The organism is Streptomyces sp. NPDC007901 (assembly GCF_042959465.1).
In the GTDB taxonomy this organism is placed as follows: domain Bacteria; phylum Actinomycetota; class Actinomycetes; order Streptomycetales; family Streptomycetaceae; genus Streptomyces.
The window spans coordinates 61,389-73,190 of sequence record NZ_JBIBKW010000034.1; the positions used below are offsets into that span (position 1 = coordinate 61,389).

Annotated in this window: 7 protein-coding genes and 1 pseudogene; 2 read left to right on the forward strand and 6 right to left on the reverse strand. The window is 71.9% G+C overall.

Annotation, left to right across the window (positions count from 1 at the left end; genetic code table 11):
• Positions 1-95: 95 nt before the first annotated feature.
• From ACFZDK_RS51590 to leuS, 6 genes are all read right to left on the reverse strand, one after another.
• Entirely contained in the window at positions 96-959 is an 864-nt protein-coding gene (locus ACFZDK_RS51590) for an arylamine N-acetyltransferase (protein WP_390985234.1), read from the reverse strand.
• A 22-nt stretch (positions 960-981) separates the two neighbouring features.
• Complete coding sequence (locus tag ACFZDK_RS51595) at positions 982-3,555, reverse strand: ComEC/Rec2 family competence protein (RefSeq protein WP_390985213.1); 2,574 nt, start codon at positions 3,553-3,555, stop codon at positions 982-984.
• Positions 3,552-4,652, reverse strand: coding sequence for a helix-hairpin-helix domain-containing protein (locus ACFZDK_RS51600; RefSeq protein WP_390985216.1), 1,101 nt, complete (start codon positions 4,650-4,652; stop codon positions 3,552-3,554). Before ACFZDK_RS51600 ends, ACFZDK_RS51595 begins: the two co-directional genes overlap by 4 nt.
• A 151-nt stretch (positions 4,653-4,803) precedes the next feature.
• Positions 4,804-5,649 (reverse strand): DegV family protein, encoded by an 846-nt coding sequence (locus tag ACFZDK_RS51605; RefSeq protein ID WP_390985219.1) that lies wholly within the window; start codon positions 5,647-5,649, stop codon positions 4,804-4,806.
• A gap of 72 nt (positions 5,650-5,721) precedes the next feature.
• Positions 5,722-6,456 (reverse strand): hypothetical protein, encoded by a 735-nt coding sequence (locus ACFZDK_RS51610; RefSeq protein WP_390985222.1) that lies wholly within the window; start codon positions 6,454-6,456, stop codon positions 5,722-5,724.
• Positions 6,457-6,607: 151 nt separating this feature from the next.
• The gene (leuS, locus tag ACFZDK_RS51615; protein ID WP_390985225.1) at positions 6,608-9,487 is read right to left on the reverse strand and encodes a leucine--tRNA ligase; all 2,880 of its coding nucleotides are present in this window, start codon (positions 9,485-9,487) and stop codon (positions 6,608-6,610) included.
• Between the two features lie 427 nt (positions 9,488-9,914).
• Between leuS and ACFZDK_RS51620 the strand changes: the two genes are divergently transcribed.
• Together ACFZDK_RS51620 and ACFZDK_RS51625 are read left to right on the forward strand one after the other, a co-directional pair.
• Complete coding sequence (locus tag ACFZDK_RS51620; RefSeq protein WP_390985228.1) at positions 9,915-11,204, forward strand: cytochrome b/b6 domain-containing protein; 1,290 nt, start codon at positions 9,915-9,917, stop codon at positions 11,202-11,204.
• Positions 11,201-11,802, forward strand: a pseudogene (locus ACFZDK_RS51625) (oxidoreductase); the annotation flags it as partial. The gene ACFZDK_RS51620 and the pseudogene ACFZDK_RS51625, both read left to right, overlap by 4 nt.

The window sequence follows — 11,802 nt, forward strand, 5'->3', positions numbered from 1 at the left end:
GAGCCCACATCGCGGGAATCCGGCGCATGCGCCGGGACTACGCACGAGTAGCATGCTACGCGCCAGTAGTAACTTGTTCGCCCATCGCGCCCGAATTAGCCGTTCCGGTTGGCGTTTCGCGGATTTCGCACAGTCGGCACACGGTCCAGCCCGATCCCGAACCGCTCCCGGTAGACCGCGAGCACCTCCTCGTCGCGCTCCAACTCCCGCTCCTCACGCGACCCGTCGGCCGCCGACACCTTGAACGTCCGCCCGCTGAGCGTGATGCGCCCACCGTCCTCGGTGATCCGCGAACAGACCAGCGACTGCGTGAAGTGCGACGCCGGCGAGGTGCTGTGCCACCACGCCCCGGCCGTGAAGTCCCCGAGTACCCGCGGCCTGGCCTCCAGCCGGTACTGCGGCCGACCATCACGCAACACGTCCACGTCCCCGGCCACCGGGCCGCCCCCTCCCTCCCCTCCCCCCACTCCCCGCACCCCCGCCGCGTCCGGCCCGGCCGCCGTCACCCGGAACGTCCCGCCCGGGTCCGGCTGGTCGCCCCGCTCCGCGAACGCCAGCGGGTAGTGGCTGTGCGCCCCGAACCCGACGTCGGCGAGCCACTCACCCCCGTCCACCGTCCGCACCAGCAGCGCGAGATGGTCGTACGGGATCCCGAGCCGCCCCTCGTCCCCGTACACCCGCCCCGCCAGCGTGGTCACCCCGAAGCCGAAGGCGGTCAGCAACGCCGCGAAGGCTCCGTTGAGTTCGTAGCAGAACCCGCCCCGGCCCGCGCCCACCACCTTCTCCAGCAGCCGCTTCTCCTCCAGCACGATCTCCTCGCCGAGGTGGATCGACAGGTTCTCGAAGGGCACGGTCCGCAGATGCAGCAGATGCAGCTCGCGCAGGGCCTCGGCGGTGGGCCGGGCCGGGCGGGCGGCCCCGAGACGGCATAGGTAGGCGTCGATCTGCGCGGAGTTCACCGAGTTCACCGAGTTCATGCGCTCAGTCTCGCGCCACTGCCAGCTCCCCCGCCTCCCTTCCCCGGCCGCCGCCGGTCACGGCGAGCGCCCCGTCCCGGTCGGTCCTCAGCACCCTCGCCCCTCCGGCCCGCAGCAGAGCCACCGTGCCCGAGGCCGGATGTCCGTACGGGTTGTCCGCGCCGCAGGAGATGAGAGCGACCCGGGGCGCCACCAGCCGTATCAGCCGCGGATCCTGATACGCGGACCCGTGATGGGCCACTTTCAGAACATCCACCCGGCCCAGTGCGGCGGCCGCCGGCGATCTCAGCAGTTCCTCCTGGGCCGGGGGTTCGAGGTCACCGAGGAGCAGCATCCGCAGTCCGGCCGACCGCACCAGCAGAGCGACGCTGGCGTCGTTCGGACCGTCCGGTTCGGGCGCCGGGTCCGGGGGCGGCCACAGCACCTGCCAGTCCAGCGGTCCCGTCCTGCGCCGCTCCCCGGCGGCCGCGCGCGTGACCGGGATCCCGTGCTCGGCCGCCTCCCTTCTCACGAACCCGGCCTGGTCCGCGGGTTCCTCGAACCCGGTCGTCTCGATCTGCGCCACCTCACGGCCGCGCAGCACCCCGGGCAGCCCGGCCACATGGTCGGCGTGGAAGTGGGTGAGGACGACCAACGGGATGCGGGTGATGCCGAGCTCCCGCAGACAGTGGTCGACCAGCGCCGGGTCGGGCCCCGCGTCCACCACCACGCCCGTACCCGCACCCGCCGCCAGCACGGTCGCGTCGCCCTGCCCGACATCGCACATCGCCAGCCGCCACCCGGGCGGCGGCCAGCCCGTGATCACCCGGGTCAGCGGCGCGGGCCGTACCACCAGCAGCAGGAGCAGCACCCCCAGCACCCCGCACCACCACGGATGCCGCAGCAACCGCCGCCCCAGCGGTACGACGGCCACGGTGACCCCCGCCAGCAGCAAGGCCCCCGTCCAGCTCCCGGGCCAGTCCACGCCCGCACCCGGCAGTTCGGCCCCGGTCCGGGCGATCCCCGCGATCCATCCGGCGGGCCAACCCGCGCACCACGCCAGCGCCTTGGCCACCGGCATCGCCACCGGGGCCGCCGCGAGCGACGCGAACCCCAGCACCGTGGCCGGCGCGACCGCCATCTCGGCCAGCAGATTGCAGGGCACCGCCACCAGGCTCACCCGCGCGGACAGCACCGCCACCACCGGCGCGCACACCGCCTGCGCCGCCGCGGCAGCTCCCAGGCCCTCCGCCAGCCGCTCCGGCACCCCGCGCCGCCGCAGCGCCTCGCTCCAGCCGGGCGCCAGGACCAGCAGCGCCCCGGTGGCCAGCACGGACAGCAGGAAGCCGTAACTGCGGGCCAGCCACGGGTCGTACAGCACCAGCAGCAGAACCGCCGTCGCCAGCGCCGGGATCAGGGATCTGCGGCGGCCGGTGGCGAGGGCGAGCAAGGCGACAGCTCCGCAGGCCGCGGCCCGCAGCACGCTGGGGTCCGGCCGGCACACGACGACGAAGCCGAGCGTGAGCGCCGACGCGAGCAGCGCGGTCCCCCGCAGCGACAGCCCGAGGCGCGGGGCGAGGCCGCGCCGCTCGACCTGCTGGGCCAGTCCCGGCGGCCCGATGAGCAGGGCGAGCAGGATGGTGAGGTTGCTGCCAGAAACCGCGAGGGTGTGCGCGAGGTCGGTCTCCTCGAAGGCCTCGTCCAGTTCGGGGGTAATCCGTGACGTGTCCCCGACGACCAGCCCCGGCAGCAAGGCCCGCGCGTCTCCAGGCAGCCCGTCGGTCGCCTCCCGCAGCCCGGCCCGCAGGCGTCCGGCCAGCCGCTGCGGCCCGCTCGGCTCTCCCACCACCACCGGCGCGGGCGACTCCCGCACCCGCAGCATCGCCGCGACCCGGGCCCCGCCGGCCGTCGCCGGAGCCAGCCGCCCGCTCACCCGCAGCCGCGTGGAGGGCAGCAGCCCCAGCCACCGCGCCCGCCCGCCGCCACCGGGTGCCCGCACCTGCGGGTCGACGGCCATCAGCACCGGCGAACGCGTCGTCACCGCCGTCCCGTCCCCGCTCTCCACCCGGCGCACCTCTGCGCGTACCAGCACGGCGGCCGTCGTGGCGTGATCCCCTCGCACGCGCGGCCTGCTGATCCAGGGGTCGCCGGTGAGTTCCACCTCCGCGGTCACGGTCGTGTATCCGCGGGCGAGTTCCGGCACCGGCCCCCGTCGCGCATCCGCCCCGTGCAGCCCGGCCGACGCGGCGGCCCCGGCGACGCACAGGAGCAGGGCGCCAACGGAGGCGCTCCGCCAAGTCCCGCGGGAGGGCGGGGTGTCGGCGGTCGACGTCCCCGGTCGGGGGTCGACCCTGCTCCGCCACAGCAGGAGCATCCCGGCGACCAGGCAGGCGACGGCGATCCCCGCCGTCCACCGCGGCGGTGTGTCCAGCGTCAGCGCCGCCGTCGCCCAGGCCGCCAGCGCGGGCGGCACCAGCCGCAGGTCGGCCGTTCCGTCCCGCCGGGGGTGCGCGGTCCCGGGACGGCGGCCCGAGCCGGTGTTCACGGCCCGGCGCCCGGTCGCGGATCCCGGCGGGGCACCGTCGGTCACTCGGCTCATGGCCGTACCAGATCCCGCAGGTCGGAGAAGCGGCGGTCGCCGATGCCTTTGACCTGGCGGAGTTCGCCGACGGAGCGGAAACCGCCGTGCTCGGTGCGGTAGTCGACGATGTGCTGGGCCAGCACGGGGCCGACTCCGGGCAGGGCGTCGAGCTGCTCGACGGTCGCCGAGTTCAGCAGGATCGGGGCGGCCGGGCCCGTTCCCGTCGCGGCGCCCGTGGCCTGGCCCGGTGCGGCCGGCGGGGCGGGTCCCCCGACGACGACCTGTTCGCCGTCGACCAGGAAGCGGGCGCGGTTGAGTCCGTCGGTATCCGTACCCGGCCGTACCCCGCCCGCCGCCCGCAGCGCGTCGGTCACCCGGGACCCGGCCGGGAGGGTGTGGACGCCCGGCTCACGGACCTTGCCGGTGACGTCCACGACGATCTCGCCACCGGGCCCGCCGGGCCCGCCGGACGCGGCGGCGGTACCGGTGTCCGTGGCCGGGACCTGCTCCTCGTTCTTCTCGTACGGCGCCCCGGCGCGCACCACCTCCGGAGCGCTCACGGACTCGGTGCGGCCCGTCCAGAAGTGTTGCGCGGCCAGGGCCGCCGCCGCGACGAGGACCACCCCGAGGGCGACCGCGCCCCGGCGTTCCAGACCGCAGCGGGTCTGCAGCCACACCGGCATTCGCTCCCGCACGGCGAGCCCGAAGCGGGCCCGCAGCCTGGGCAGCGCCGGCTCGCTGTGGGCCGTGGCCGCGCCGGCCAGCGCACGGGCCGAGGACATCACGGCCGCCGCCGTGGTCAGTGCGGCAGCGGCGGTGCGTACCCCGGTCGTGGCGGCGCGCACCCCGGCGGTGGCCGCGGTGAGTCCGGTCGCCGGGCCGGAGCCGGTCACCGTGGCTGCGCTCGGCGGCCCCTGTCCCGGATGCGGGCTGGTGATTCCGCGTTCGCCGAAGAGGAGTTCGGCCCGGCGGCGCAGTTCGTCCGCCGGGGCCGGGCGGTGCCGGGTGCGGACCCGGACGGAGGGCCAGCGGTGCCGGGTGCGGCCGTCAGAAGCGGGGCCCCGGCCCGGGCCGCTGGTTGCGTGTGTCTCGTGTGAGCGTGATCGAAGTGCCATGCGACGAGGATCGGGCTTCCCGCCGATTCGTGATGATCTTGCTCAATTTCCGTGGATCACGGCGGAGTTGTGGATAACTTCGCCACTCGCACGAGTGAAGACACGAGTGAAGAAGGGGAGAGTGCCGTCCCCTGGTCCACAGGTCACCGCGTCACCGCGGGGAGACGACCGCCCCGAGCAGTCCGGGGCCGGTGTGCGCCCCGATGACCGCGCCGACCTCGCTGACATGCAGGTCGGCCAGGCCGGGCACCCGGGCCCGCAGCCGGTCGGCGAGGGCCGAGGCACGGTCGGGGGCGGCGAGATGGTGGACGGCGATGTCCACCTCGGCACTGCCCGCACGTTCGGCGGCGAGCTCCTCGAGGCGGGCGATGGCCCGGGACGCCGTCCGGACCTTCTCGAGGAGTTCGATCCGGCCGCCGTCCAGCTGGAGCAGGGGTTTCACGGCGAGCGCGGACCCGAGCAGGGCCTGGGCGGTGCCGATACGGCCGCCGCGGCGCAGATAGTCGAGGGTGTCCACGTAGAAGTAGGCGGAGGTGCCGGCGGCCCGTTTCTCCGCTGCCGTGACGGCCTCGTCGACGGTGCCGCCCGCCTCGGCTGCCTCGGCCGCCGCGAGCGCGCAGAAACCGAGGGCCATCGCGACCATCCCGGTGTCCACCACCCGCACGGGGACGGGTGCTTCGCGGGCCGCGACGACCGCCGCGTCGTAGGTGCCGGACAGTTCGGCGGACAGGTGCAGCGAGACGATGCCGGTGGCCCCGGACTCGGCGACCCTGCGGTAGGTTGCCGCGAACACCTCGGGGCTGGGCCGGGACGTGGTGACGGGGCGGCGCTTCTGCAAAGCCTGGGCCAGGGAACGGGTGGAGATCTCGGTGCCCTCTTCGAGGGCCCGGTCGCCGAGGACTACGGTCAGGGGTACGGCGGTGATGCCGTGGCGCTCCATCGTCCGCGGCGGCAGGTAGGCCGTTGAATCGGTGACGATCGCGACATGGCGGGACATGAGCTGGAGGTTACCTGGCGTAGCCCAGGGGCGGCAGTCCACCCCCGCTCACCCGGACCGGGACCGGCCGGTTCAAGTGGTGCTCTCCGGCCGGGGCTTCTTCTGCCAGGGGTATGCCTGACGTCGGCCGGGCGGGGTGATCGCGGGCTGTACCGGGTCGCCGGCCGCGGCGGCCCCGGGTGCTTCCGGCCAGGTCTGCCGGTCGGCCGGTCCCGCGGCGGCCTCGGGCCACGGCGGGGTTTCGGGCCCGGACGCGGTGCCCGGACCGGTCCAGTGCCGCAGGGCGTCCGCCTCGACGCCGATCTGTGTGCTCAAGGTGTCCAGATCGTCGTCGGCGAACCGGCGGGCCCGGTCCCGGGCCGCCCAGCGCAACGCGTCCGCGGACTCGGTGATGCGCTCGGTGCGCCGGCGCAGCTCGGGCAGACGTGCGGCGAGCGTGGCCCGGTCCGGCTCGGACTCCAGGCGCCGCAGTTCGCCGTCCAGTTCGTGTCCGTGCGCGCTGAGCCGCTGGAAGAGGCCGAGGGACTCCTTCAGCGACTCGTCCTCGGCGACGCCCGCGTGCAACGCGTCCTGGGTGGCCCGCATCGAGGTGCGCAGCGCGAGCCGCAACTGGGCGATCTCGCCCGCCGGGCCGAGCTGGACCATGGACTTGGCGCGCAGCGTGTGGTCCTCGACGGTGCGCCGGGCCTGCGTGATCGTACGGTCCACACCGCGCTTGGCGGCACCGACCGCCTTGAAGGTGACATACGCCCCGCCGGCGACGAAGAGCAGGAACAGCACGGCGAATACGGCGATCACTGTTTCCACGGTGCTCCTCCTCGCTCCCGACCGACCCGACCGTCTCGACCACGGCAGGCGTGCGGTCGCGCTCTTCAACGGTAAACGCAAAGGGCAGGTCCGGAGTTCCAAAAAACCTCGAACCTGCCCGTAGGGGACCACCCGGGGGCGGCCTGCGGCATCACGCTGTGACGATGTTCACCAGCTTCGGCGCGCGCACGATCACCTTGCGGATCCCGGCACCGCCCAGCGCCTTCACGACCGTCTCGTCGGCCAGTGCCACCTTCTCCAGCTCTTCGTCGGAGATCGCCGGCGGCACCTCCAGACGGGCCTTGACCTTGCCCTTGATCTGCACGACGCAGGTCACGGTCTCGTCTACGACGTAATTCGGGTCGGCGACGGGGAAGTCGCGGTGCACGACCGAGTCGGTGTGGTCCAGCTTGCGCCACAGTTCCTCGGCGATGTGCGGGGCCAGCGGCGCGACCATCAGCACCAGCGGCTCGGCGACCGTACGCGACACGGCGGCGCCGGTCTTGGTCAGGTGGTTGTTCAGCTCGGTGACCTTGGCGATGGCGGTGTTGAAGCGCAGGCCCTCCAGGTCCTGGCGGACACCGTCGATCACCTTGTGCAGGACACGCAGCGTCTCCTCGTCGGGTTCGGCGTCGGTGACGGTGACCTCACCGGTCGCCTCGTCGACGATGTTGCGCCACAGCCGCTGCAGCAGCCGGAACTGGCCGACCACCGCGCGGGTGTCCCACGGCCGGGAGACGTCCAGCGGACCCATCGCCATCTCGTACAGGCGCAGCGTGTCGGCGCCGTACTCGTTACAGATCTCGTCCGGAGTCACCGCGTTCTTCAGGGACTTGCCCATCTTGCCCAGCAGACGGGAGACCTTCTCGCCCTGGTAGTAGTACTCGCCGCCCAGTTCCTCGACCTCGGCGGCGGGCACCGGGAAACCACGGCCGTCGCGATAGACGTAGGCCTGGATCATGCCCTGGTTGAACAGCTTGTGGAACGGCTCGGCCGACGAGACATGTCCCAGGTCGTACAGCACCTTCGACCAGAAACGGGCGTACAGCAGGTGCAGCACGGCGTGTTCGGCGCCGCCGACGTACAGGTCGACACCGCCGTGCGGCATGCCCTCGCGCGGGCCCATCCAGTACTGCTCGATCTCCGGGTCGACCAGCTGCTCACTGTTGTGCGGGTCCAGGTAGCGCAGCTCGTACCAGCAGGAACCGGCCCAGTTGGGCATGGTGTTGGTCTCGCGGCGGTACTTCTTCGGTCCGTCGCCCAGGTCCAGGGTGACGTTGACCCAGTCCTCGTTGCGCGACAGCGGCGTCTCGGGCTGGGTGTCCGCGTCCTCCGGGTCGAAGGTGCGCGGCGAGTAGTCCTCGACCTCGGGCAGCTCCAGCGGCAGCATCGACTCGGGCAGCGAGTGGGCGACGCCGTCCTCGTCGTAGACGATCGGGAAGGGCTCGCCCCAGTAGCGCTGGCGGCTGAACAGCCAGTCGCGCAGCCGGAAGTTGACGGTGCCCTCGCCGATGCCCTTGCGGGCCAGCCACTCGGTGATGCGGGCCTTGGCCTCGGCGACCGGCAGACCGTCCAGCTTGATGTCGTCGTTGGAGGAGTTGATGATCTTCGCGTCGTAGGACCCGAAGGCGTCCTCCCACGTCGCGGTGTCCGTACCGCGGCCGTCGGTGGGCTCGACGATGCAGACGATCGGCAGCTCGAAGGCGCGCGCGAACTCGAAGTCGCGCTGGTCGCCGGCGGGGACGGCCATGATCGCGCCGGTGCCGTAGCCCATCAGGACGTAGTCGGCGATGAAGACCGGGATCCGGTCGCCGTTGACCGGGTTGGTCGCGTACGCGCCCGTGAAGACGCCGGTCTTGTCCTTGGCCTCGGCCTGCCGTTCCACGTCGGACTTGGCGCCGGCCTGCGCGCGGTACGCGGTGACGGCCTCGGCCGGGGTGGCGTGGCCGCCGGTCCACACGTCGTGGGTGCCCTCGGGCCAGGCGGCCGGGACGAACTCGTCGACCAGCGGGTGCTCGGGGGCCAGCACCATGTAGGTCGCGCCGAACAGGGTGTCCGGGCGCGTGGTGAAGACCGTGATCTTCTCGCCGTCGATCGGGAAGTCGACGCGGGCGCCCTCACTGCGGCCGATCCAGTTGCGCTGCTGCAGCTTGATGGCCTCGGGCCAGTCCAGCTCGTTCAGGTCGTCCAGCAGCCGGTCGGCGTAGGCGGTGATGCGCATGTTCCACTGGCGCAGCTTGGCCTTGAAGACGGGGAAGTTGCCGCGCTCGGAGCGGCCGTCGGCGGTGACCTCCTCGTTGGCCAGCACGGTGCCCAGGCCGGGGCACCAGTTGACCGGCGCGTCGGAGGCGTAGGCCAGGCGGAACTCGCCCAGGACATCGCCGCGCTCGACCGCGGTCAGTTCGTTCCACGCGCGCGTGTGGCCCGGTACGACACGCTCACCGGACTCGAACTGGGCGATCAGCTCGGAGATCGGGCGGGCCTTGTCGGCCTCGTCGTCGTACCAGGAGTTGAAGATCTGCAGGAAGATCCACTGGGTCCACTTGTAGTAGTCCGGGTCGATCGTGGCGAACGACCGGCGCTTGTCGTGGCCCAGGCCCAGCCGGCGCAGCTGTGCCTTCATGTTCTCGATGTTGGCCTCGGTGGACACGCGGGGGTGCGTGCCGGTCTGCACGGCGTACTGCTCGGCGGGCAGGCCGAAGGCGTCGAAGCCCAGGGTGTGCAGGACGTTGTGGCCGTTCATCCGCTGGAAGCGGGCGACGACGTCGGTGGCGATGTAGCCCAGGGGGTGGCCGACGTGCAGGCCCGCACCGGACGGGTACGGGAACATGTCCATGATGAACTTCTTGGGCCTGGCGGCCAGCTCGGGGTCCCCGGCCAGGTCACCCTTGGGGTTCGGGGCCGCGTAGGTGCCGTCGGCGTCCCAGAAGTCCTGCCAGCGTGCCTCGATGTCGGCCGCCAGGGCGGCCGTGTAGCGGTGCGGCGCGGCCTCCGCCGACGTGGCGGCGGCAGCGGGGTTCGTCTCGCTCATGATCCTCAAAGCTCCATCGGTCGTCTCTGCCTGCGGCTGCGAACTTCCTAGAAACGAAAAATCCCCTCGCACAGGAGGGGACGCCGCGCCGATGCCGACCCACCGTTTCGTCCGGCGGTCGGGACTGATCAGCGCGGCCCGCTAAGCAGAAGGCGTACGGCACGCATGGCGTCAGGGTACCGCAGCACTTGAGCAAGCCGCGACGCGCTTGCGTATCAACGGTTGACACGTGCGTCTGAGGCGACCATCGGAACGAGAGTTGAACCAGGTTCAAGAATTACTACGCGTAACGTCCGCTAAGGGACACCACAAGGGCCGCACTGCCCTTTGATAACAACGCAATAACTCAAACCTCGTACTGATCGGTATGGCGCCACTTAGGCTGCGGCACCGGGACCGCTTTCCCGAACTGCTCGGAGTTGCCCCCATGAACCCTCGTCGTAGTAACAGCTCGCTTCCCAAGCCAGGCCGCTCGGTCTGGGGGGTGGCGTCCGCTGTCGTCCTGTTGCTCATACCCGTGGTCGTGCTGTCCGGAGGCAGCCAGTTCCAACAGTTCCTGAACTTCGGCGCGGGCGTGCTGTCGCTCGTCTCGCTGAGCTGCTCGGTGATCTGGGGTCTGATCGCACAGGACCGGATCTTCCTCAACACCCGCCAGCGGATCGTCGGCCAGGCGGTTCACCGGACGACCGCGGTCGCCTCGATCGCGTTCCTGCTGGTGCACATCGTCACGAAGATCGCCCTGGACCACACCGTGGTGATCGCGGCGATCATCCCGTTCTCGCTCGGCATCACCGGAAGTGCCGGCCTGATCGGACTCGGTTCGCTGGCCGGACTGCTGATGATCTTCGTTGGTGTCACCGGCGCCCTGCGCAGCAACTTCGCCGCCCCGGCCGTGGTGGCGGCCCGCTGGCGGGCCATGCACATGCTGGCCTACCCGGCCTGGTGCGCGGCGCTGATCCACGGCCTGTACGCGGGCCGCGCGGCGAAGCCGTTCTTCATGATCTCCTACGACCTCTGCCTGGTCGGCGTGATGGCCGCGCTGGCGCTGCGCGCCGCCCCGCGCCCGTTCAAGCGCAAGGTCGCCGACCGGCTCGTCTCCGTCCTGGGCAGCTCGGAACGCCCCGAACTGGACGACCTGGACGCCAGCCGCGCCCGGATGAGCGAGTCCGGGCTGCCCGGCTACGACAACATGCGCGAGCGCGAGCCGCGGCCGTCCCGGGCCGACACGGCGACCTCGCAGTCCAACCCGCTGTTCCCGACCGCCGCACCCACTCCCGAGCCGGCCTCCGGCTTCGCGGCCGCCTACCGGGCGACGTCCACGCCCGGACAGCCCCAGTCGCCGTTCGCGGCCGGTCAGACCGCGCGCATGGAGCGGCTGGACATGCAGGCCACCGAGGCCATGCCGCGCATGGACGGCAACTCCAGCACGGGCAGCTGGCCGGTTCCGACCCCGCCGCCGGTCGGCGAGGCTCCCCCGTCGGCGTACGACCCGCTCCAGGACACCGGATACAACATCCCCGTCTATGGCAATCCGGGCACAGGCGGAACGGTCGGACGTGATGTGTACGACACGGGTGAGACGAACGCCCGCTATGACACGTACAACTCGAATGACACGTACAACAGCGGTCCCGCCAACGAACCAGCGCCCGGCGCGTCCTTCGACGCACCGGGTTCGGGCGAACCTTGGAACACGCCTTCCGGAGGCTATAGGTGAACGAGGCCCTGCCCGACGTCCCAGAAGTCCGCGTGGTCGGCCTTCCGCAGCTCACGTCGGGTTTCGACCTTGTCGAAAGACTCGATCTGCCCATGCACCTCAAGGTGCACGGGCCGCTCGAACCCCTGGGCGGGGAGCAACTCGCGCAGCTCTCCGAACGCATCAACCTGAAGGGCCGCGGCGGCGCGGGCTTCCCCTTCCACAAAAAGCTGCGCTCGGTCGCCGAAGCGGCGATCAAGCGCGGTGTACGGCCGGTCGTCGTCGTCAACGGCAGCGAGGACGAGCCGGCCTGCCGCAAGGACACGGTGCTGATCAACCGTGCCCCGCATCTGATCCTGGACGGTGCGCTGCTGTGCGCCGAGGCCCTGGGTGCCCGCACGCTCGTGATCGGGGTCACCCGTGAGTCCACGCAGCGGTCCATGGAGCAGGCGCTCGCGGAACGCGGCCTGAGCACCGGCCGCCGTTCCGCCCTGAAGGCGTTCGTCCAGCGCAACCCGGTCCGCATGGTCACCGGCGCCGCCGCGTCGCTGATCCGCTCGATCGACGGCGGCCCGGCGATCCCGCCCGGCCGCAAGACCAGTGCCTCGCAGAACGGTGT

Excerpts from the sequence above, each read along its gene's own strand:
- ACFZDK_RS51595 (WP_390985213.1), bottom strand. The coding sequence starts at position 3,555 with ATGAGCCGAGTGACCGACGGTGCCCCGCCGGGATCCGCGACCGGGCGC.
- ACFZDK_RS51600 (WP_390985216.1), bottom strand. The coding sequence starts at position 4,652 with ATGGCACTTCGATCACGCTCACACGAGACACACGCAACCAGCGGCCCG.
- ACFZDK_RS51605 (WP_390985219.1), bottom strand. The coding sequence starts at position 5,649 with ATGTCCCGCCATGTCGCGATCGTCACCGATTCAACGGCCTACCTGCCG.
- leuS (WP_390985225.1), bottom strand. The coding sequence starts at position 9,487 with ATGAGCGAGACGAACCCCGCTGCCGCCGCCACGTCGGCGGAGGCCGCG.
- ACFZDK_RS51620 (WP_390985228.1), top strand. The coding sequence starts at position 9,915 with ATGAACCCTCGTCGTAGTAACAGCTCGCTTCCCAAGCCAGGCCGCTCG.